Genomic DNA, 22,085 nt, shown 5'->3' with positions numbered 1-22,085 from the left:
TATCATAGCCGCCCGATTGAAATACTGAAAATATATACAGCTCCGCGCCCATGCTCAGCACCGAACTCAAGTCCCAGATCCAGGGCGCCTACACTCGCTTTCTCGAAGCCAAGGGGCTCAAGGCCCGCTATGGCCAGCGGCTGATGATCGCCGAAGTGGCCAAGGTGCTCGGTACCATCAAGACCGACGGTGAAGGGCGCCGCGAGAGCGAGCCGGCGGTGGTCGCGGTCGAGGCGGGTACCGGTACCGGCAAGACGGTTGCCTATAGCCTTGCGGCGATTCCGACAGCGAAGGCAGCAGGCAAGCGCCTGGTAATCGCCACTGCGACCGTCGCCCTGCAAGAGCAGATCGTGCACAAGGACCTGCCGGACCTGATGCGCAACAGTGGGCTGAACTTCAGCTTCGCCCTGGCCAAAGGGCGCGGGCGTTATCTCTGCCTGTCCAAGCTTGACCTGTTGCTGCAGGAGGGTCAGGCGCAGAGCGCGACCGCCCAGTTGTTCGAGGAAGAGGGTTTTCGTATCGAGGTCGACGAGCGTAGCCAGAAGCTCTTCACCAGCATGATCGAGAAGCTCGCCGGCAATCGCTGGGATGGTGATCGCGACAGCTGGCCCGAGGAGCTGGGTGATGCTGACTGGTCGCAGCTGACGACCGATCACAGTCAGTGCACGGGCCGGCATTGTCCCAATTTCCAGCAGTGCGCGTTCTATAAGGCGCGGGAAGGCATGACCAAGGTCGACGTGATCGTCACCAACCACGACATGGTGCTTGCCGATCTCGCGCTTGGCGGGGGCGCAGTACTGCCCGATCCGCGTGAGACGATCTATGTATTCGATGAAGGTCATCACCTGCCGGACAAGGCAATTGGTCACTTCGCACATTTCACCCGGCTGCGCTCGACCGCGGACTGGTTGGGGCAGGTAGAAAAGAATCTGACCAAGCTACTTGCGCAGCATCCTCTTCCGGGCGAACTCGGTCGACTGGTCGAGGGCATTCCCGAACTGGCGCGCGAACTGCGTACCCAGCAGCAGTTCATGTTCAGCGCCTGCGAGCAGCTCGCCGACTTCAAGGCTGGTGAGGACATGGAAGGTCGTGAGCGGCCACGGCATCGCTTTGTCGGTGGCGTAGTGCCGGAGCATCTCGTCGAGCTGGGTACTGAGCTGAAGAAAGGTTTCGCCAAGCTGACCGATCTGTTCACTCGCATCGCCGAGCTGCTCAAGGAGGCGATGGATGGCGAAACCGGCAGCGGGATCGCCAGTCATCAGGCCGAGGAATGGTATCCACTGTTTGGCAGCTTGCTGACGCGCTCGCAGGGTAACTGGGAGCTGTGGACTGCATTCACTGTCGAGGATCCGGAAGACAGTCCGCCGATGGCGCGCTGGCTGACGTTGGCGGACGGTGGTGCGCTGTTCGATATCGAGGTCAATGCCAGCCCGATCCTCGCTGCGGAGACGTTGCGGCGTAACCTCTGGAATGTCGCTTTCGGTGCGCTGGTGACGTCTGCGACGCTGACCGCCCTCAACAGCTTCGATCGTTACCGCATGCGTGCTGGCCTGCCAAAGGGCGCCGTCACTGCCGTGGTACCGAGTCCCTTTCACCATGCCGACGCCGGCGTGCTCCGAGTGCCTGACCTCAAGGCCGATCCGCGCGACGCCGCTGCACACACAGCCGCGATCATCCGTGAGCTGCCGGCATTGGTCGAGGGCGCCCGGGGCACGTTGGTACTGTTTTCCTCGCGCAAGCAGATGCAGGACGTGTTCGATGGGCTGGAGCGTGAATGGCGTCGCCGGGTTCTGATCCAGGGCAACCTGTCCAAGCAGGAAACCCTGAACAAGCACAAGGCGCGGGTGGACGATGGCGAGTCCAGTGTGCTGTTCGGCCTGGCCAGTTTCGCCGAAGGCGTGGATCTGCCCGGTGCCTACTGTGAGCATGTGGTCATTGCCAAGATTCCGTTCGCTGTGCCGGATGACCCGGTCGAGGCCGCACTAGCGGAGTGGATCGAAGCGCGTGGAGGCAACCCGTTCATGGAGATTGCAGTGCCGGATGCCTCGCTGCGGCTGGTGCAGGCTTGTGGGCGTCTGTTGCGTACGGAGGCGGATCGCGGAACCATCACGCTGCTCGACCGGAGGGTGGTAACGCAGCGCTACGGCAAGGCGATTCTCAATGCGCTGCCGCCGTTTCGCCGCGAGATCGGTTGAACAGGCTGCGATAACCGGGCGCGATGCTCGTCCATCACCGCGCCGCCTGGCGGTTCCATTGCCTGGCGCTGGTTGCAAGAATGCAGGGCACAGACTTCGAGAGGGTGGCAACGTGCAGGTGCAAGGCTATTTCGATCTTCGTTTCGAAGCAGTTCGCGATGCGTTCGGCTCACTGTTCGAAGGCACTCAGCAACGTGGCGCGGCACTCTGCGTGCAGATTGGTGGCGAGACGGTCGTCGATCTATGGGCGGGCGTTGCCGACAACCAGGGCGAGCAGGTCTGGCACAGCGATACGTTGGTCAACCTGTTTTCCTGTACCAAGACGTTCACTGCAGTCGCTGCGCTGCAGCTTGTCGGGGAGGGCAAGCTGGAACTGGACGAACCCGTCGCCGGCGTATGGCCGGAGTTCGCCGCCAATGGCAAGGCCGCCATCACCCTGCGTCAGCTGCTCTGCCACCGGGCGGGTTTGCCGGCGATACGCAGGCCGTTGCCCGCAGAAGCACTGTACGACTGGGATGTCATGACCGCCGCGCTGGCTGCCGAAGAGCCATGGTGGACGCCTGGCGCTGATCAGGGCTACGCCGCGATGACCTATGGCTGGCTGGTGGGCGAGCTGCTCCGTCGTGTCGATGGCTGCGGTCCGGGCCAGTCGATCACGCGTCGCACGGCTGCGCCACTTGGACTGGATTTTCATGTCGGCCTGGCTGATGCCGACGCCGATCGTGTCGCCTATCTGACTCGCATCAAGAACGATTTCGGCGATGCTTCTGCACAGCGGCTGTTCAAGACACTAATGAGCCAGCCGGACTCGATCAGCACCAAAGCATTCAATAACCCGCCGTCGATCATGAGCAGCGGCAACAAGCCGGAATGGCGTCGCATGGCGCAGCCGGCCGCCAACGGTCATGGCAACGCGCGTTCGCTGGCGGGGTTCTATACCGGTCTGCTGCAAGGCAAGTTGCTCGACGAGGCGCTGCTGCGCGAGATGACACGCCAGCACAGCGCCGGGGAGGATCGCACCCTTCTGGCTGCCACACGCTTCGGTCTGGGCTGCTGGCTGGATCAGCCGGACGTGTCCAATGCCACATTCGGCATGGGCGCGCAGGCCTTCGGTCACCCGGGCGCAGGCGGCAGCATCGGTTTTGCTGACCCGGATCGGCAGCTGGCGTTCGGCTTTGCGACCAACACTCTTGGGCCTTACGTTCTGATGGATCCGCGTGCACAAGCATTGGCGCGTTGCGTCGCGGGATGCATGCGATGAACCACTCGTCACTTCTGGTTAGGCAGGCTTTTCAAAAGAAGGACTTGCGTCCACAATTTCAACTCGAACTCACCAGTGGCCTCGCCTCGACAGGTCGCCCCTCCCAGAACGCTCGTGGTTGACGGAAACTTGCTCATGAACCTGCTGAAAAGCGTCTCCCTGATCTTCTGCATGATCGTCGTGGCGGGCTGTAGCTCGAAGAGCGAAAAGCCCAGCGAAGTTGCTGCTCCGGTCGCGGCCAAGGTCGATTATGCCTGGCTCGACGAGTATGAGCCGAAACTGCGTGACGCTCTGGTGGGTACAGGTTTTGAGGTGGAGCGGCGCGAGAGTGTGCTGGTGGTTACCGCTCCGGTGGACTCCTCGTTCAACCCTGACCGTCCAGGCATGCTTCTGCCGGTTACCCTCGGGCCAATCACCCGGGTGGCAAAACTGGTAGAGAAGGACGACAAGACAGCGGTCGTTGTGCTCGGCCATGCCGACAGTACCGGCGCCGATGAAATCAATCGCACCATCAGTCGTGAACGGGCCGGTGCGGTAGCGGCCATCTTCCGGCTGAGTGGGCTCAAGCATGACCGTCTGCGTATTCGCGGTCTGGGCTCCGACATGCCGCGTGCTGCCAACGACAGCAAGGAAGGTCGAGCGCTGAATCGTCGGGTTGAGATGGTTCTGGCGCCGCAAACAACGATGCTGGCGCTGATTGCCCAATATGAGCAGCCCGCACAGCCTGCAACCCAGGTGGCTCAAGCCGAGGTGGCAAAGTAACGCTACCCAGATGGTGTGATGTCGAACAGGCCCGCTTGCGGGCCTGTTTTCGTTGGGCATGGTTGCCTTGAATCAAGCGCGGCACGCGGGAAGGCGGCTAACCTTTACTTCGCAGGCCGGCTCGGTAATCGACCGTCGCCCGGCTACCACTCGCTTGGTACGCTGAAGCCTGCTTATTCGAGAACAAGGAGCCATGCGATGATCCAGACCCTGGCCGATATGCGCCGTGATTACACCCGTGACGGACTCAGCGAAGCCAATGCCCCCGCAGAGCCTTTCGGTCTGTTCCATCAGTGGTTTACCGAGGCGATGAAGACGGAGCAGGCTCCGGTAGAGCCAAATGCAATGTCGCTGGCAACGGTCGACGCTGACGGTCGTCCGCACTGCCGCATCCTTCTGCTCAAGGCGCTGGATGAGCGCGGCTTCACCTTCTTCACCAACTACGACAGTGCCAAAGGGCAACAGCTTCAGGCGACACCTTATGCCGCCATGACATTCTTCTGGCCCACGCTCGAGCGGCAGGTGCGGATCGAGGGGCGGGTGGAGAAGGTCAGCCAAGATGAGTCGGATGCCTATTTCCATGTGCGTCCGTTGGGTAGCCGGCTGGGAGCCTGGGCCTCGCCGCAAAGTCAGGTCATTCCGGACCGGGCGGCGCTGGAGCGTCTGCTGGCCGAGACCGAGCAGCGCTTCCTCGACAAGGCTCCACATTGCCCTCCGCATTGGGGCGGCTACCGCCTCCTACCGGAACGCATGGAGTTTTGGCAGGGGCGTGCGAGCCGCTTGCATGACCGACTCGACTACCGCCTGGTCGCCAACAGCTGGCAGCGGGAGCGTCTGGCGCCTTGATCTAAGGCGCGACGGCAGCCGCACAAGCCTTGCCTTGTCCTGAATTGCAGGGTGTCACAAGGCGGGCCGAGCACTGGCGTCGTCGTTACCCTGTGGCCGGTAATCTGTCGTAACGCAAAGGACGCACCCTCGCTTAGAGGAAGCGCCTGTTCTGCGGTCTGATGATTCAGTTCGAAGGCGCTATCGCTGCTGCGACCAGTCTGCGAAATTTCATTGTGCCGCGGGGTAACGTTGGGCCTGTTGCTTGAGCCAGCTCTCCAGGTCCCGCCGTTTGATCTTTTCGGTCTTTGCGTCGGCGAGCCGTTGTAACATCCAGCTGCGCTTGGCCGGGTCATCGCCGGCCATGGACAGCGCCAGATCGCGATCAGCCCAGCGGCGGAAGCGGACTATGAGCCAGGCATGAAAAGCCAGGCCGGCCACCGTGGTGATAGCTATGATGAAGTAATCCATGGGTCGTCTCTTGGGAAGGAACCCGGCGCACCAGGTTCGACTCGCATATGTATGCCTCGAAGGTGGCAAATGCTGAGTCAGGATGGTGAAGTTGCCAAGCGCTTTTTCATCGCTGTCACGCCAGGCCACACCCGGAACGAAACAGCTGCTTGCAGGAGAATCACAATGCGTAAATCTATTTTTGCCGCTTCCTTCACTGCCTTGGCTTTGGCCATGGGTGGCTGCGCCTCCAGTCTTACCGGAGATACCTATTCCCGAGACGAGGCCCGTGCCGTTCAGACAGTGCGCTATGGAACCATCGAATCCCTGCGTCCGGTCAAGATCGAAGGCACCAAGACACCCATTGGTTCGGGCGCGGGCGCGGTCGTTGGTGGGGTTGCCGGCAGCGGCGTCGGCGGCGGTCGTGGCAGTGCAGTCGCTGCTGTGATCGGTGCGGTGGCGGGTGGCATGCTCGGCGCGGCCGCGGAGGAGGGTATCACCCGCACGCAGGGCGTCGAGATCACTGTTCGTGAGGATGATGGCAACATGCGCGCCTACGTCCAGGCTGTCGAGCCGAATCAGGTTTTCCGGGTCGGGCAGCGGGTGCGCATCATGACTGTCAGTGGCACCAGTCGCGTCGCGCCTTGACTGCTTCACTGTTGTCCTGAGCTGAACTCAGGCGCTGCCATCCGTTCCGAAAAACGGGACGGAGGTGGCGCCTTTTGTTTTTCGTAATACATGAATCCATGACGCCGGCATCATCCGTATGGATAATCGGGCGCACATTTGTGTGCTGTTTCAGGCATTTGCTGTGCCTGCAAGGATAAGAACGCCTCCGAAACGGTGGCTTAAGGGGTCTCGTTCATGGCGCTTGCGCTGATTATCGCTTTGCCATTTCTGGGCATCTTTTTGCCCCTTTTCCTGGAGCGTTTTGGTCGCTCCGCCTGTGCCTTCGGTGCCGGGATTGCGCCGCTGGCCGCGCTGATCCTGTTGCTGTCCAAGCGTGCCGATGTGTTCGCCGGCCAAACCGAGATCATTCACTACGACTGGCTGCCCCAGCTGGGCCTGAACCTCAGCCTGCGCCTGGATGGGCTGGGTTTTCTGTTTGCCCTGTTGATTCTCGGCATCGGTTTGCTGGTGATTCTCTATGCGCGCTACTACCTGTCGAAGAAGGATCCGATGGGGCGCTTTTACGGGTTCTTCCTGCTGTTCATGGGCGCGATGCTCGGGGTGGTGCTGTCCGAGAACCTGTTGCTGATGCTTATGTTCTGGGAGCTGACGAGCCTTTCGTCGTTCCTTCTGATCGGCTACTGGAACTACCGTGCCGATGCTCGCCAGGGTGCGCGTATGGCGCTTGCGGTAACGGGGGGAGGAGGGCTGGCGCTGCTCGCTGGCATTCTGCTCATCGGTTATATCGTCGGCAGCTTCGAGCTGACGACGGTGCTGGCCTCGGGTGACCTGATACGTGCCAATGCTCTTTACCCTGTCGCGTTGATCCTGGTCTTGCTTGGGGTGTTCACCAAGTCGGCGCAGTTTCCCTTTCATTTCTGGTTGCCGCAGGCGATGGCCGCGCCGACGCCGGTGTCCGCTTTTCTGCACTCGGCGACGATGGTCAAGGCTGGCGTATTTCTCCTCGCACGGCTTTATCCCGCGTTGGCCGAGTCGGAATGGTGGTTCTATCTGGTCAGCATCACTGGCTTGACGACCTTGCTGCTGGGCGCTGTGATGGCACTGTTCCAGCACGATCTCAAGGGGCTGCTGGCCTATTCCACCATCAGCCATCTGGGCCTGATCACGCTGCTGTTCGGTCTGGATTCCCGTCTGGCAGCCGTGGCGGCGATCTTCCACATCATCAACCACGCCACGTTCAAGGCCTCGCTGTTCATGGCCGCAGGGATCATCGACCACGAGACCGGGACGCGTGACATGCGGCGCATCAACGGCATGTGGAAGTACATGCCTCATACGGCTGCGCTGGCCATGGTCGCGTCCCTGGCCATGGCCGGTGTGCCACTGCTCAACGGCTTCCTGAGCAAGGAGATGTTCTTCGCCGAGACGCTCGATCAGCATCTGCTCGGAAGCTTCTATTGGACCATTCCTGCGGCTGCGACCCTCGCCGGTGCGTTCTCGGTCGCCTATTCGCTGCGCTTCGTGCACGACGTGTTCTTTAATGGCGAGCCTGTCGACCTGCCGAAGTACCCACCGCATGAGCCTGCGCGCTACATGAAGATACCGGTGGAGATTCTGGTACTGCTTTGTCTGCTGGTGGGCATGCTGCCGGCATTTACCGTCGGCCCGCTACTGGCCGCTGCGGTGTCGGGTACCCTGAACGGAAACGTACCGGAGTACAGCCTGTCGATCTGGCATGGTTTCAATCTGCCGCTGGCGATGAGCTTCGCGGCGTTGATCGGGGGCATCCTGATCTACTCGCTGCGCAAGTGGGCGTTCCGCTGGTACGAGGGGCTGCCTACTGTCGATTCGCTGGAAGTCTTCGAACGCGTGATGGGCGGATTGACGCTTGGCGCACGTTACATCACCAGCCTGCTGGAGAATGGCTCGCTGCAACGGTACATCGCGCTCATGCTGATCAGTACGTTGGTGCTGGTTGTCTTCGCGTTGACGCCCCTGCAGAAGCTCCACGGCACGGTCGCGCTGACCCCGCTGGACGGCATTACCGTGGCGGGGATGGTGATCCTGGCGCTGACTTCATTGCTCACTGTGCTGTTCCATCGCCGGCGTCTGGTGGCGTTGATTGTGCTCAGCGTCGTTGGCCTGATGGTCGCCCTGGGCTTCGCTCGCTACTCGGCTCCGGATCTGGCGCTGACGCAGCTGTCGGTTGAGGTCGTGACGATAATCCTGCTCATTCTGGCGCTGTTTTTCATGCCTGACCGCACACCTGCCGAATCGAGCAGCCTGCGCGCGTTTCGTGATTTCATTCTCGCCGGTGGCTGCGGCACGATGGTGGCGCTGCTTGCCTATACGGTGCTAACGCGTCCTTACGACAGCATTGCGTCGTTCTTCCTCAAGAACAGTGTCTCGGGCGGCGGCGGCACCAACGTCGTTAACGTGATTCTGGTGGACTTCCGCGGTTTCGATACGTTGGGTGAGATTGCCGTACTGGCGGTCGCTGGCGTCGGCATCTATAGCCTGCTCTATGGCCTGCGTCTGCCTCATCCGATTCGGGACGCTGGTGGGCGGCTCTGGTCGCTGGACAAGCATCCAATGATGCTCGATGCGCTGGCGCGTGCGCTGTTGCCGATGGCTTTGCTGATCTCGGCCTTTATCTTTCTGCGCGGGCATAACCTGCCGGGTGGCGGATTCATCGCCGGTCTCATCACGGCCGTCGCGTTGATTCTGCAGTACATCGCCCATGGCGTGGCCTGGGCTCAAGCGCGCCAGCCGTTCAGTTATCACGCCATGTGCGGCGCTGGCCTGCTCATTGCTGGCGCAACCGGCTTAGGCAGTTTGCTGTTCGGGCACTCGTTCCTCACGTCCGCGTTCGATCATTTCCATCTGCCGCTCATCGGTGAGTTCGAGCTGGCTACCGCAATGCTGTTCGATCTGGGGGTTTATCTGGTGGTTGTCGGGGCGACATTGCTGATCCTTTCCAATATCGGCCAAGTCAGGCAGGACGAGACAAGCAGGGAGGTGCTCTGATGGAAGCGGTGTTCGCGATAACGCTTGGAATCATGACCGCCAGCGGTGTCTATCTGCTGTTGCGTGCGCGGATCTTCCCGGTGGTGATGGGGCTGACGCTGATTTCCTACGCGGTCAATCTGTTCATTTTCTCCATGGGCCGCCTGGCTACCGGCGTTCCGGCAGTCATCGGAAAGAGCGCTGAGTACGGTGATCCGTTGCCTCAGGCGCTGGTTCTTACTGCAATTGTCATCGGCTTTGCCATGACGGCGTTCGTAGTGGTGCTGGCGCTGCGCAGCATCGGCGAGTTGCGCACCGACCATGTCGATGGGCAGGAGCCCCGCTGATGAATCATGCGTTGATCCTTCCATTGTTGGTGCCCTTGTTCGTGGGCGCGGTACTGCTGTTTGCTCACCGGATGGGCAAGCCAGCCAAACGCCTGCTCTCGCTGGCTGCGACCTGGGCGCTCGTGCCGATAGCACTCTGGCTGGTGCTGCTCTCCGATGATGGCCAGCTGCGCATCTATGCCCTCGGCAGTTGGCAGCCTCCGTTCGGCATCATCCTCATGCTCGATCGCCTGAGCGCGCTCATGTTGCTGGTAACCGCTGTTCTGGCAGGCTTCGCCGTGCTGTATGCCAGTCGCGGTGACGATGAGCGTGGCCCGAACTTCCATGCGCTCTATCAGTTCCAGCTGCTCGGCATCAACGGTGCCTTTCTCACCGGCGATCTGTTCAATCTGTTCGTCTTCTTCGAGATCCTGCTGATCTCCTCATATGCCTTGCTGTTGCACGGCCATGGGCAGAGACGGGTGCGTGCCGGCATGCATTACGTGGTGCTGAATCTGCTCGGTTCATCGCTGTTCCTGATCGGTGTCAGCATGCTTTACGGTCTGCTGGGCACGCTGAACATGGCCGATATGGCGGGCCGCGTGAGCGCCGCCGATCCGTCCGATGCGCCGTTGCTTGCCGCTGCAGGTTATCTGTTGCTGGTGGTTTTCGCGCTGAAGGGCGCCATCCTGCCGCTCTATTTCTGGCTGCCCCGTGCCTATGCCTCGGCTACTGCCCCGGTCGCTGCCCTGTTCGCCATCATGACCAAGGTCGGGCTGTATGCGATCGTTCGCGTCTTTACCCTGGTGTTTGGCAGCGAGGCGGGCGAGCTCGGCAATATGGTCGAAGTCTGGCTCTGGCCATTGGCGCTGCTGACCCTCGGTGCTGCGGTGATAGGTGCATTGGCTGCACGGAACCTACAGGTGCTGCTTGCGTACCTGGTGGTGGTATCGGTAGGAACGCTTCTCGCCGGCATCGCCCTGGGTACCGATGTGGGCCTCGCTGCTGCGCTGTATTACCTGGTGCACAGCACGCTAGTTGCCGGTGGGCTGTTCCTGCTTGCCGACCTGATCGCTCGCCAGCGCGGCGACCTGGGCACCGACCTGGTTTCTGCGCCGGCCCTGCGCCAACCATTGCTGTTTGGCTCGCTGTTCTTCATGGGGGCGATTTCGGTTGCCGGACTACCGCCTTTTTCCGGTTTTCTCGGCAAAGTGATGCTGCTGCGTGCCGTCGAGGTCGGCCCGGACGCCATAGCCCTATGGGCTGTCGTGCTGGTAGGTGGGCTGGGCATGCTGATAGCGCTCAGTCGCGCTGGTAGCCTGATCTTCTGGCGTCATGCTTCGGAGGCGGTGGGGCAGGTGGCTGATCCGATCCGGGTGGTCGCGACTGCGGGGCTGCTCTTTGGCAGCGTGGTTCTGGTGGCTGCGGCCGGACCGCTACAGGCGTTCATGCAGGCTACCGCTGCGCAGCTGCTCGACGTCGCGCCCTATTTGCAGATCGTTCCGGGAGGTGCGGCATGAGGTCCCGCTGGTTACCGAGTCCTGCCCTGACCGTGCTGCTGGCTCTGCTCTGGTTGCTGCTGCATAACACGCTGAGCTTTGGCCATCTTCTGCTTGGGCTGTTTCTCGGCTGGGGTATTCCGCTTCTGGTTCGCGGCTTCCTCATTGAGGTGCCAACCATCCGCAAGCCGCTGAAGTTGTGCCTTTTCACGCTCAAGGTTCTCTATGACATCGTGATTGCCAATATGCAGGTCGCCAAGCTGGTGCTGGGGCCGAAGAAGAATCTGCGCCCGGCGTTCATCGAGGTGCCCATGGCGATCGAGAATGAGTTTGCTCTCGCTACCCTGGCCAGCATCATCTCGTTGACGCCGGGTACGGTGTCGGCGTGCCTGAGTCCGGACCGCCGTATGCTGATGGTGCATGCGCTGGACGTACCGGATATCGATGCGCTGATCGCCGACGTCAAACGCAACTATGAAGCGCCGCTGCTGGAGATCTTCGAATGCTCGCCTACGTAATTCCGCTCTGCATGGCCGTGCTGGGTGTGGCGGCTGTGCTGAACGTGGTCCGCCTTGTTCAGGGCCCAGACATGCCCGACCGGGTTCTTGCGCTCGACACGCTCTACATCAACGCCCTTGCGCTGATCGTGCTGTTCGGTATCTGGCTCGCCTCGGACCTGTTTTTCGAGGCGGCGCTGTTGATCGCCGTGATGGGGTTCGTCAGTACCGTGGCAGTCGGCAAGCACCTGTTGCACGGCGATATCATTGACTAAGGGGGCGACATGCCATTCTGGATTGAAGTGCTGGTTAGCGTTTTCCTGATCATCGGAAGCCTGTTCGCCCTGATCGGTGCGATCGGCTTGTATCGCCTGCCGGATTTCTACACGCGCCTGCATGGCCCTACCAAGGCAACGACGCTCGGGGTAGGAGGTGTCGTCATCGCATCGATGATCTTTTTCAGCAACCAGAATGACAGCTTGAGTCTGCACGAGCTGCTGATCACGCTGTTTCTCTTCCTTACCGCGCCTGTCAGCGCGCATATCCTCGCCAAGGCTGCGATGCAGCAAAAACTGCCAGCCGTCGAGCAGACCCGCGGAAAACCCTGGGATTGAGCCGATCAACCCTCCTGCCGCCGCGGGCGTGCAGCAAGGTGACGGGATTTGCTCAGATCACGATGCTGCTAGGGGAAGGTTGCTGCTCGTTCTCTTGCTGCAGTTCCTTGATCAGTGCCTGTTGCAGGCGCACGCAGAACTGCGGATCGGACAGCGGCTGATTGTCCGCGTCGGTAACGAAGAACACGTCCTCCACGCGTTCGCCCAACGTGGCGATCTTGGCGTTCTGCACCGATAGGTCGAAATCGAGGAACAGCTGGCCTACCCGTGCCAGCAGGCCGGGCCGGTCTGGCGCAATGATCTCCAGAATCGTCTGTGGCCGCTGCGTGTCGTTATGGATGGTGACCTGCGGCGGAAAGGCAAAGTGCTTGAGTTGACGTGGTACGCGGCGCTGGATGATCGTCAGGTAATCGTCCGGGTTGCGTAGCGCGGCGATCAGGCCCTTGCGGATTTCATCGATGCGTTCCGGATTGTTGCCGATGGGGCTGCCGTCGGCATCCAGCACGATGTAGGTATCGAGCGTGAACTGGCTGCTCGACGTCAGAATACGTGCGTCATGAATGTTCAGGTTGAGCTGATCCATGGCCGCTACGGTCACGGCGAAGAAGTCATGCTGGTCCGGTGCGTAGATGAATATCTGCGTGCCGCCTTCGAATTCGCGCTGTGTAGTTTCCTTGATCAGAACCAACGGTCCGCCGTTGGCCGGGTGCTCGATAATCGCGTCGGTATGCCAGGCCACATCGGTGGCGGTGTGCCGGAGGAAATAGTCGTCGCCCAGTTGCGCCCAGAGCTGTTCGGCATCGTCCGGGTCGGTGCCATGCCGCACCAGGTCGTCCAGAGCGGCGCGCTGAGTCTGACGGATCTGCTCCTCGCGACCCAGCGGATTTTCCAGGCCGCGCTTGAGTGCGCGTTTGGTTTCGGTGTAGAGCTGACGCAGCAGGCTTGCGCGCCAGGAATTCCACAGCGTGGGGTTGGTGGCGTTGATATCCGCCACGGTCAGCACGTAAAGGTAGTCCAGGTGCGTCTCGTCGCCGACCAGTTGGGCGAAATCGTTGATCACCTGCGGGTCGGAAAGGTCCTTGCGCTGCGCCGTGGTGGACATGACCAGATGGTTTTCCACCAGCCACACCACCAGACGTGTGTCCCATGCCGGCAGCTTGTGGCGGCTGCAGAACTGTTCGGCATCTACCGCGCCAAGTTCCGAATGATCGCCGCCACGACCCTTGGCGATGTCGTGGTAGAGCCCGGCGATATAGATCAACTCTGGCTTGGGCAGCTTTTCGACCAGTTTGCTGGCCAGGGGATACTTCTCGGCGACGCCCGGCTTGGTCAGCTTGCGCAGGTACTTGATGACATTGAGCGTGTGCGCGTCGACGGTGTAGATGTGGAACAGGTCGTGCTGCATCTGCCCGACGATATGGCCGAACTCCGGCAGGTAGCGGCCCAGGATGCCGTAGCGGTTCATGCGCCTGAGGTTGCGGTGAATGCCTTCCTTGCACTTGAACAATTCGATGAACAGGCTGGTGTTGCGCAGATCCTGGCGGAAGACATCATCGATCAGGTAGCGATGGTCGCGGAGCAGGCGAATGGTGTCGGAGCGCACCCCCTGAATGTCCGGATGCTGGGCCAGCAGCACGAAGGTTTCCAGAATGGCGAAGGGCGTGCGCTTGAAGATGGCTGGGTTGCTGACTTCAAGGTAGCCGTCGCGAACCTGAAAGCGGCTGTTGAGCGGCACGATCGGACCCGATTCACCTTCCCAGAGAATCACTTCGGCGAAATGCTGGCCAACCAGATCGCTGAGCTCGGCAATGCTCATGACGACCCGGTAGTACTTCTGCATGAAGCGCTCGATGGCCAGCTTGGCGTCGTTGTCTTCATAGCCCAGCAGCGCGGCGAGACTGCGCTGGTGGTCGAACAGCAACCGATCCTCGGCGCGGCCGGCAAGCATGTGCAGGCCGTAACGGACCTTCCAGAGAAATTCCTGGGCCGCGGTGAGCAGGCTGTGCTCGCCTTCGGTAAGAAAGCCCTGGTCGACCATGGCTTGCAGGTTGAGGGTGCCGAATTCGCGACGAGCAATCCAGAGGATGGTCTGGATGTCGCGCAGGCCCCCTGGGGAACCCTTCACGTTGGGCTCCAGGTTGTACTCGGTGTTGTTGTACTTGGCGTGCCGCGCGCGCTGTTCGTTGCGCTTGGCGAGGAAGAACTCCTTGCTCGGCCACATCTGCTGGGCGCTGGTGACCCGCAGCATAGCCTGGCGCAGGCGCTCCGGGCCGGCGATCGTCCGGCTTTCCATGAGGTTGGTGATGACGGTGAGATCGGCGCGCGCCTCGTCGGCGCATTCGGCGACGGAGCGGACGGCCTGTCCGACTTCCAGGCCGATATCCCAGAGCAGAGTCAGAAAGCCCTCGATCGAGTCGCGAAAGATCTCCTGGTCGTTGGCGTCGAGCAGGATGAGCAGGTCGATATCGGAGTAGGGGTGCAGTTCGCCTCGGCCGTAGCCGCCCACGGCGACGAGCGCAATATCGGCACCCTTGTTCCAGTCGAAGCGATCCCAGGCCGATCGTAGGATCTGATCGACGAACCAGGCACGATCCTGGATCAGGCGACGTATGTCCCGTCCGGCTTTGAAGCGCTCGTCAAGCACCTGCCGCGCCTGGCGTATTGCCTTCTTGTACGCGGCGATAGGACTGGCCTTCAGCGCCAGCTCTGCCTGAAACTGGCTGCGATCAAACAGCTCCGGGTCAACCTGGGGCATGCGGACGTCCTCCCATGGGTACTGCGACTGGGGAATTCTCAGGCAGAGGTGCGGGCGATGGTGTCGTCGCTGCGCAAGGTGAAAATCTCGTAGCCGTCTGCGGTGACCAGTATGGTGTGCTCCCATTGCGCCGACAGCTTGCGGTCCTTGGTTATCGCGGTCCAGCCATCGCCGAGCAGGCGGGTTTCCGAACGGCCCTGGTTGATCATCGGCTCGATGGTGAAGGTCATTCCTTCCTTGAGCTCCATCCCGGTGCCGGCTCGTCCGTAGTGCAACACTTGCGGCTCCTCGTGGAAGACCTTGCCGATGCCGTGGCCGCAGTATTCACGGACCACGGAAAAGCCATTCTTTTCGGCATGCTTCTGGATCACCTCGCCAATGTCGCCAAGACGGGCGCCGGGGCGGACCAGCTCGATACCTTTATAGAGGCATTCCTGAGTGACCTGGCAGAGTCGTTCGGCCCACTCGGGGACCTTGCCGACCATGAACATCTTGCTGGTATCGCCGTGATAGCCGTCCTTGATCACGGTGATGTCGATGTTCAGGATATCGCCATCCTTGAGTGGCTTGTCGTTGGGAATGCCATGGCAGACGACGTGGTTGATCGATGTGCAGATCGACTTGGGAAAGCCTTTGTAATTCAGCGGCGCAGGGATGGCCTGCTGCACATTGACGATATGCTCGTGGCAGAGGCGGTCGAGCTCCTCGGTGGTGACGCCTGGCTTGACGTGCTCGCCGATCATCTCGAGAACCTCGGCGGCGAGACGCCCGGCTACGCGCATCTTCTCGATATCTTCGGGCGTCTTGATGGTGACTGTCATGCAAACCTCTGATAGCGCCCGCAGGCGAAGGCAATAAAAAGGAAAGCCGCGATGATAAACCAAAGCACCCATGCCCTGCAGGCGAGGGATGGTCGACTGCCGAACGCGCGCGGGTGGTCAAAGCAGTAGCCTGTCGATGGCCTTTGTGCTATAAAACGCGCCGCTCAGCGGGGTAGACCCGGTGAGCCTAACCCCACACACGTGTCGACACGGTATCCTGGGTGCTCGCAAGAGTTGGATATCGGGACGCGTGGAGGCCTAACCCGACTTATTCGAGGACTGATCATGTCTCAAGTCACTATGCGCGATATGCTGAAGGCCGGTGTGCACTTCGGCCACCAGACCCGTTACTGGAACCCGAAAATGGACAAGTACATTTTCGGCGCGCGCAACAAGATCCATATCATCAACCTGGAAAAAACCCTGCCGATGTTCAACGACGCCCTGCGTTTCGTTGAAAAGCTGGCTGCAGGCAAGAACAAGATTCTGTTCGTTGGCACCAAGCGTTCCGCTGGCAAGATCGTTCGCGAAGAAGCTGCTCGTTGCAACTCTCCGTATGTCGATCACCGCTGGTTGGGTGGCATGCTGACCAACTACAAAACCATCCGCGCCTCCATCAAGCGTCTGCGTGAGCTGGAAGTTCAGTCCCAGGACGGTACTTTCGAGAAGCTGACCAAGAAAGAAGCACTGATGCGCACCCGCGACCTCGAGAAGCTCGAGCGCAGCCTGGGTGGTATCAAGGATATGGGCGGCCTGCCAGACGCCATGTTCGTCGTTGACGTCGATCACGAGCGCATCGCCATCTCCGAAGCCAACAAGCTGGGTATCCCGGTCATCGGCATCGTCGATACCAACAGCAGCCCGGAAGGCGTTGACTACATCATTCCTGGTAATGATGACGCCATCCGTGCCGTGCAACTCTACCTCGGCTCCATGGCTGATGCTGTTCTGCGCGGCCGTCAGAACGGTGCCGGCGGTGCTGACGAGTTCGTCGAGGAAGTTGCTTCCGAAGCGGCTCAGGGCTGAGTGCGGCGCACTGCAGCGTGACACCCGATGAACAAAAAGGGGGCTAGGCCCCCTTTTTGTCTCTTGCGAATTGATCACCCGCGTCATGGGTGAGTGGTTTAGAAACCAAATCGAGAGGATTCCCAACATGGCAGAAATCACTGCAGCCTTGGTCAAAGAACTGCGCGAGCGTACCGGTCAGGGCATGATGGAGTGCAAGAAGGCTCTGGTTGCCGCCGGTGGCGACATCGAAAAAGCGATCGACGACATGCGTGCTTCCGGCGCCATCAAGGCAGCCAAGAAGTCGGGCAACATCGCTGCCGAAGGTTCGATCGCCGTTCGCGTCGAGGGTGGCCGTGGGCTGATCATCGAAGTCAACTCGCAGACTGACTTCCTGGCTCTGCAGGACGACTTCAAAGCGTTCGTCAAGGATAGCCTGGACGAAGCATTCGAGCAGAAGCTCACCGAAGTGGCTCCGCTGATCGCTTCCCGTGAATCCGCTCGCGAGGCGCTGGTCGCCAAGTGTGGTGAGAACGTCAATATTCGTCGCCTGACCGCCGTTGAAGGCGAAGTTGTTGGTGCCTACCTGCACGGTCACCGTATCGGCGTACTGGTCACTCTGAAAGGTGGCGATGCCGAGCTGGCCAAAGATATCGCCATGCACGTGGCTGCCAGCAATCCGGCTGTTCTGAGCCCGGCTGACGTTTCCGAGGAGCTGGTCGCCAAGGAAAAGGAAATCTTCCTGCAGCTCAATGCTGACAAGATTGCCGGCAAGCCGGAAAACATCGTCGAAAACATGATCAAGGGTCGTATCAACAAGTTCCTGGCCGAAGCCAGCCTGGTTGAGCAACCGTTCGTCAAGGATCCGGAAGTCAAGGTCGGTGAGCTGGCCAAGAAAGCCGGTGCCGAAATCGTATCCTTCGTTCGCTACGAAGTAGGCGAGGGTATCGAGAAGGCTGAGGTCGACTTCGCTGCCGAGGTGGCTGCCCAGGTAGCTGCGACCAAGAAGTAAGATCGCTTCGCGGTATGACAAGAGGCTGCCCGCTTACGCGTGCGGCCTCTTTGTCGAATTGGGCAGCGGATTTGTTTTTTTGTCACGATATAGTCATCGCTTGGCACCAACCCCAGGTTGCGCTGTCAAAGCGCAGATATTTTTGGTCTGGGTCATACAGACTTGGTCATAGCACGCCGCAGGAGATAACACGCCAATGGCTCAGCAGATGAGTGCACGCAATCCTCGCTATAAACGCATTCTGCTCAAATTGAGCGGCGAGGCCCTGATGGGCTCCGAAGACTTCGGTATCGACCCGAAGGTCCTCGATCGCATGGCTCTGGAAGTCGGCCAGCTGGTGGGGATCGGCGTTGAAGTCGGCCTGGTTATCGGTGGTGGCAACCTGTTCCGTGGTGCGGCGCTTTCCGCGGCCGGTATGGATCGTGTAACTGGCGACCATATGGGGATGCTGGCCACAGTGATGAATGCACTGGCCATGCGCGATGCGCTCGAGCGCTCAAATATTCCGGCGCTGGTCATGTCTGCCATTTCCATGGTGGGTGTGACCGATCACTATGATCGCCGCAAAGCGATGCGCCATCTGAAGACTGGCGAAGTGGTCATCTTCTCGGCGGGTACGGGTAATCCGTTCTTCACCACCGACTCGGCGGCCTGCCTGCGTGCCATCGAGATCCAGGCGGATGTCGTGCTCAAGGCAACCAAGGTTGACGGTGTCTACACCGCAGATCCGTTCAAGGATCCCAATGCCGAGAAGTTTGCCGAACTTACCTACGATGAAGTGCTTGACCGCAAGCTCGGTGTGATGGACCTGACGGCCATCTGTCTGTGTCGTGACCACAATATGCCGCTGCGGGTCTTCAACATGAACAAGCCTGGTGCCCTGCTCAACATTGTGCTTGGTGGCGCCGAAGGAACACTGATCGAGGAATCGAAAGAATGATCAATGAGATCAAGCAAGACGCGCAGGAGCGCATGAAGAAAACCCTGGAATCGCTGGATCATGCGTTCGCCAAGATCCGTACCGGTCGTGCACACCCCAGTATCCTCGACAGCGTGATGGTGTCCTACTACGGTTCCGACACGCCGCTGCGCCAGGTAGCCAACGTGATCGCCGAGGACTCTCGGACGCTGGCGCTGACCGTGTTCGACAAGAGCATGATCCAGGCGGTAGAGAAAGCGATCATGACTTCGGATCTGGGTTTGAATCCGGCGACCGCTGGCACCACCATCCGCGTGCCGATGCCGGCCCTGACCGAGGAAACCCGCAAGGGTTACACCAAGCAGGCGCGCGCAGAGGCTGAAAATGCTCGCGTCGCGGTGCGTAACATCCGTCGCGATGCAATCGCGCAGCTGAAGGACCTGGTCAAGGAAAAGGAAATCAGCGAGGACGATGAACGTCGTGGCCAGGATGACGTCCAGAAGCTAACCGATAAATATGTTGCCGAGATCGACAAGGCTCTTGAGGCCAAAGAAGGCGACCTGATGGCGGTGTAAGGCCGGCATCGAAACGCTGTCGCGTCACGGATTCGCTAGACCTTCCGTGGCGCGGTGGCGTGGATGCCACCGAGCTGTTGCTTGCAGCTTTTTCTTTTGGTTCGCAGCGTGTTTTAGCGCAAGTAGAGTTGTTCATGGAAAAGGTCAGGCAGATCGCCGGGCGGAATGTACCCCGTCACGTGGCGATCATCATGGATGGCAACAACCGCTGGGCGAAGAGACGTTTGCTGCCTGGCGTGGCCGGACACAAGGCCGGTGTCGATGCGGTTCGTGCGGTGATTGAGGTCTGTGCCGATTCCGGTGTCGAGGTGCTCACGCTGTTCGCGTTTTCCAGTGAGAACTGGCAGCGCCCGGCGGACGAAGTAGGTGCGCTGATGGAGTTGTTTCTATCGGCGCTCCGGCGCGAAGCGCGCAAGCTGGATGAAAACGGTATCCGGCTGCGCATCATCGGCGATCGTGCGCGTTTCCATCCAGAGCTCCAGGCGGCAATGTTGGAGGTCGAGGAGATCACTGCCGGCAACCATCGCTTCGTCCTCCAGGTCGCGGCCAACTACGGCGGCCAATGGGACATCCTTCAAGCGGCTCAGCACCTGGCTACCGAGGCGCAGGCCGGGCGGTTGAATCCGGCTGAAATAACTCCGGCTCTCTTCCAGAGCTATCTGGCGACCGGCGACATGCCGTTACCGGATCTGTGCATCCGAACCGGCGGTGAGCGGCGTATCAGTAACTTTCTGCTTTGGCAGCTTGCCTATGCGGAGTTGTACTTTTCCGACCTTTATTGGCCGGATTTCAAGCATGTCGCGATGCGCAAGGCGCTCGCCGACTTCTCCACTCGCCAGCGGCGTTTCGGCAAGACTGGCGAGCAGGTTGAAAGCGAGGTTAAGGTCGAATGCTGAAGCAGCGAATCATCACGGCCGCCATCCTTCTCCCTGTCGCGATCATCGGATTTTTCTTCCTGCATGGGCTTGCGTTTGCGCTTTTCATTGGCCTGGTTGTCGCGCTAGGTGCATGGGAGTGGGCGCGCTTGGCCGGTTTCGCCAGCCAGCCGGCCCGCGTGGGTTATGCCGTTTTGGTCGTAGCGCTCCTGGTGGCGCTGTATCAGCTTCCTGGGTTGACGCCCTGGCTGTTGGCGCTGGCCATCTTCTGGTGGCTCGCTGCGACCTATCTGGTGCTGACGTATCCCGAAAGCAGTCGTCTCTGGGGTGGTTCCGTTGGCAGCTTGCTGATCGGGCTGGCGATTCTGTTGCCGGCATGGCAAGCCCTGGTTGTGCTCAAACAGTGGCCGCTCGGCAACTGGTTGATTCTGGCGGTAATGGTGCTGGTTTGGGTTGCCGACATTGGCGCGTATTTTTCTGGCAAGGCATTCGGAAAGCGCAAGCTTGCGCCTCAGGTAAGTCCTGGCAAGAGCTGGGAGGGACTGGTAGGCGGTCTGCTGACCAGTCTTTTGGTTACGCTCGCCGTAGGTGTCTATCGTGGCTGGGCACCGCGCGAACTGATTCTCGCGTTGCTGGGCGCTGCAGTGGTGGTCTTGATCTCGGTGATCGGTGACCTGACTGAAAGCATGTTCAAGCGCAGTTCCGGCATCAAGGACAGCAGTCAGTTGCTCCCTGGGCATGGCGGTGTCATGGACCGTATCGATAGTCTGACTGCCGCTGTGCCCGTATTTGCAGTGCTGTTGTGGCTTGCTGGCTGGGGCGCGCTGTGACTCGACCTTTGCAGATCACTGTACTGGGTGCGACCGGATCGATTGGGCTGAGCACACTGGATGTTATTGCGCGTCACCCTGATCGCTATCGCGTTTTCGCCTTGAGCGGCTTCAGTCGACTCGCCGACCTGCGTTCCCTGTGCGTCAAGCATCGGCCTGCCTATGCGGTCGCCGGCGATCAAGTGCAGGCTGCGACCTTGCAGGAGCAGCTGCAGTCCGATGGCGTTCTGACGCGGGTTTTGGGCGGCGAGGGCGGCTTGAGCGAGGTGGCTGCTCACCCGGAGGCAGACGTGGTCATGGCTGCCATCGTCGGTGCCGCCGGGCTGAAACCAACGCTCGCGGCGGTTCAGGCCGGCAAGCGGGTTCTGCTGGCAAACAAGGAAGCGCTGGTAATGTCCGGTGCGCTGTTCATGCAGGCGCTGCGCGACAGCAAGGCAGTGCTGCTGCCGATCGATAGCGAACACAACGCGATCTTCCAGTGTCTTCCATCCAACTACGCTCAGGGGCTGGCTGCTGTAGGTGTTCGACGAATATTGCTCACTGCGTCCGGTGGCCCCTTTCGTGATATCGCACCGCAGCTCCTGGCGGACGTAACGCCTGAGCAGGCCTGTGCACATCCCAACTGGTCGATGGGCCGCAAGATATCGGTAGATTCGGCGAGCATGATGAACAAGGGGCTTGAACTGATCGAGGCCTGCTGGCTGTTCGATGCGCGACCGCAGCAGGTCGAGGTGGTGATTCATCCGCAAAGCGTCATCCACTCGATGGTGGATTACGTGGACGGTTCGGTGCTGGCGCAGCTCGGCAATCCCGACATGCGCACACCAATTGCTCATGCGTTGGCGTGGCCCGAGCGGATTGATTCCGGCGTCTCGGCGCTCGATCTGCTGCAGGTCGGTCGGTTGGACTTTCAAACGCCCGACGATCTGCGCTTCCCTTGTTTGCGACTCGCTCGGCAAGCAGCGGAAACTGGCGGTACGGCGCCAGCCATGCTCAATGCCGCGAACGAGGTGGCGGTCGATGCCTTTCTCAATCGGCGCATTCGTTTCACCGAGATCGCGAGTATCATCGACGACGTATTGAATCGTGAGGCAGCGGTCGCGACCGCCTGCCTTGAAGATGTGTTGGCGGCGGACAGGCAGGCGCGCAAAGGTGCCGAAACCTGGTTGAGCCGCCACGGGCGATAGGGTCTGCGGGCCTCGAGGCTTGCAGCGAAACGTCTACAGAC

21 protein-coding genes are annotated in these 22,085 nt (G+C 60.5%); 18 read left to right on the top strand and 3 right to left on the bottom strand.

Annotated features, from left to right (window positions below; all coding sequences use genetic code 11):
• The first annotated feature begins 50 nt into the window (after positions 1-50).
• The 4 genes from dinG (at position 51) to pdxH (ending at position 5,064) form a co-directional block, all read left to right on the top strand.
• Positions 51-2,195, top strand: a complete 2,145-nt coding sequence (dinG, locus tag EA798_RS17560) for an ATP-dependent DNA helicase DinG (RefSeq protein ID WP_122099769.1) — start codon at positions 51-53, stop codon at positions 2,193-2,195.
• Positions 2,196-2,307: 112 nt separating this feature from the next.
• Positions 2,308-3,456: a serine hydrolase domain-containing protein gene (locus tag EA798_RS17555; RefSeq protein ID WP_122099768.1), complete on the top strand. Its 1,149-nt coding sequence runs from the start codon at positions 2,308-2,310 to the stop codon at positions 3,454-3,456.
• A 135-nt stretch (positions 3,457-3,591) separates the two neighbouring features.
• The gene (locus EA798_RS17550; RefSeq protein WP_015277609.1) at positions 3,592-4,218 is read left to right on the top strand and encodes an OmpA family protein; all 627 of its coding nucleotides are present in this window, start codon (positions 3,592-3,594) and stop codon (positions 4,216-4,218) included.
• Positions 4,219-4,416: 198 nt separating this feature from the next.
• Entirely contained in the window at positions 4,417-5,064 is a 648-nt protein-coding gene (pdxH, locus tag EA798_RS17545) for a pyridoxamine 5'-phosphate oxidase (protein ID WP_106155394.1), read from the top strand.
• Between the two features lie 210 nt (positions 5,065-5,274).
• On the opposite strand, the gene EA798_RS17540 is transcribed toward pdxH, so the two are convergent.
• Entirely contained in the window at positions 5,275-5,514 is a 240-nt protein-coding gene (locus EA798_RS17540) for a hypothetical protein (RefSeq protein ID WP_106155393.1), read from the bottom strand.
• Positions 5,515-5,679: 165 nt separating this feature from the next.
• On the opposite strand from EA798_RS17540, the gene EA798_RS17535 reads away from it, so the two are divergent.
• The 7 genes from EA798_RS17535 to EA798_RS17505 all read left to right on the top strand — a co-directional run bounded on the left by EA798_RS17535 (position 5,680) and on the right by EA798_RS17505 (position 12,065).
• Positions 5,680-6,141: an outer membrane lipoprotein gene (locus EA798_RS17535; RefSeq protein ID WP_106155392.1), complete on the top strand. Its 462-nt coding sequence runs from the start codon at positions 5,680-5,682 to the stop codon at positions 6,139-6,141.
• Between the two features lie 216 nt (positions 6,142-6,357).
• Entirely contained in the window at positions 6,358-9,150 is a 2,793-nt protein-coding gene (locus EA798_RS17530) for a monovalent cation/H+ antiporter subunit A (RefSeq protein WP_122099767.1), read from the top strand.
• A complete protein-coding gene (locus EA798_RS17525; protein WP_015277604.1) occupies positions 9,150-9,476 on the top strand; it encodes a Na+/H+ antiporter subunit C in 327 nt (108 codons plus the stop codon). The genes EA798_RS17530 and EA798_RS17525 overlap by 1 nt, the downstream gene beginning before the upstream one ends.
• The gene (locus EA798_RS17520) at positions 9,476-10,975 is read left to right on the top strand and encodes a monovalent cation/H+ antiporter subunit D (RefSeq protein ID WP_106155390.1); all 1,500 of its coding nucleotides are present in this window, start codon (positions 9,476-9,478) and stop codon (positions 10,973-10,975) included. The genes EA798_RS17525 and EA798_RS17520 overlap by 1 nt, the downstream gene beginning before the upstream one ends.
• Positions 10,972-11,472, top strand: a complete 501-nt coding sequence (locus EA798_RS17515) for a Na+/H+ antiporter subunit E (RefSeq protein WP_106155389.1) — start codon at positions 10,972-10,974, stop codon at positions 11,470-11,472. Before EA798_RS17520 ends, EA798_RS17515 begins: the two co-directional genes overlap by 4 nt.
• Positions 11,457-11,726 (top strand): K+/H+ antiporter subunit F, encoded by a 270-nt coding sequence (locus tag EA798_RS17510; RefSeq protein ID WP_003285751.1) that lies wholly within the window; start codon positions 11,457-11,459, stop codon positions 11,724-11,726. Before EA798_RS17515 ends, EA798_RS17510 begins: the two co-directional genes overlap by 16 nt.
• Before the next feature lie 9 nt (positions 11,727-11,735).
• The gene (locus EA798_RS17505) at positions 11,736-12,065 is read left to right on the top strand and encodes a Na+/H+ antiporter subunit G (protein WP_106155388.1); all 330 of its coding nucleotides are present in this window, start codon (positions 11,736-11,738) and stop codon (positions 12,063-12,065) included.
• A gap of 52 nt (positions 12,066-12,117) precedes the next feature.
• Here the strand turns inward: EA798_RS17505 and EA798_RS17500 are convergent, their stop codons facing one another.
• Positions 12,118-14,820, bottom strand: a complete 2,703-nt coding sequence (locus EA798_RS17500; RefSeq protein ID WP_122099766.1) for a [protein-PII] uridylyltransferase — start codon at positions 14,818-14,820, stop codon at positions 12,118-12,120.
• A 38-nt stretch (positions 14,821-14,858) separates the two neighbouring features.
• A complete protein-coding gene (map, locus tag EA798_RS17495; RefSeq protein ID WP_106155386.1) occupies positions 14,859-15,641 on the bottom strand; it encodes a type I methionyl aminopeptidase in 783 nt (260 codons plus the stop codon).
• A gap of 285 nt (positions 15,642-15,926) precedes the next feature.
• Between map and rpsB the strand changes: the two genes are divergently transcribed.
• The 7 genes from rpsB (at position 15,927) to ispC (ending at position 22,044) form a co-directional block, all read left to right on the top strand.
• On the top strand, positions 15,927-16,667 hold the full coding sequence (gene rpsB / locus EA798_RS17490; RefSeq protein ID WP_015277598.1) for a 30S ribosomal protein S2: 741 nt from the start codon (positions 15,927-15,929) through the stop codon (positions 16,665-16,667).
• Positions 16,668-16,794: 127 nt separating this feature from the next.
• Entirely contained in the window at positions 16,795-17,658 is an 864-nt protein-coding gene (tsf, locus tag EA798_RS17485; RefSeq protein ID WP_106155385.1) for a translation elongation factor Ts, read from the top strand.
• 196 nt (positions 17,659-17,854) lie between these two features.
• Positions 17,855-18,598 carry a UMP kinase gene (gene pyrH, locus EA798_RS17480; RefSeq protein WP_014819904.1) on the top strand — a complete coding sequence of 248 codons (744 nt, stop codon included), beginning with the start codon at positions 17,855-17,857 and terminating at the stop codon, positions 18,596-18,598.
• A complete protein-coding gene (gene frr, locus EA798_RS17475; RefSeq protein ID WP_038661658.1) occupies positions 18,595-19,152 on the top strand; it encodes a ribosome recycling factor in 558 nt (185 codons plus the stop codon). Before pyrH ends, frr begins: the two co-directional genes overlap by 4 nt.
• Positions 19,153-19,286: 134 nt before the next feature.
• Positions 19,287-20,048 (top strand): polyprenyl diphosphate synthase, encoded by a 762-nt coding sequence (gene uppS / locus EA798_RS17470; RefSeq protein WP_015277595.1) that lies wholly within the window; start codon positions 19,287-19,289, stop codon positions 20,046-20,048.
• Positions 20,042-20,857 carry a phosphatidate cytidylyltransferase gene (locus EA798_RS17465; RefSeq protein WP_122099765.1) on the top strand — a complete coding sequence of 272 codons (816 nt, stop codon included), beginning with the start codon at positions 20,042-20,044 and terminating at the stop codon, positions 20,855-20,857. The genes uppS and EA798_RS17465 overlap by 7 nt, the downstream gene beginning before the upstream one ends.
• Complete coding sequence (gene ispC / locus EA798_RS17460) at positions 20,854-22,044, top strand: 1-deoxy-D-xylulose-5-phosphate reductoisomerase (protein ID WP_122099764.1); 1,191 nt, start codon at positions 20,854-20,856, stop codon at positions 22,042-22,044. The genes EA798_RS17465 and ispC overlap by 4 nt, the downstream gene beginning before the upstream one ends.
• Positions 22,045-22,085: the final 41 nt, after the last annotated feature.

The organism is Pseudomonas songnenensis (genome assembly GCF_003696315.1).
Classification (GTDB): Bacteria; Pseudomonadota; Gammaproteobacteria; order Pseudomonadales; family Pseudomonadaceae; genus Stutzerimonas; species Stutzerimonas songnenensis.
This window is presented reverse-complemented; position numbering and strand designations above follow the sequence as displayed.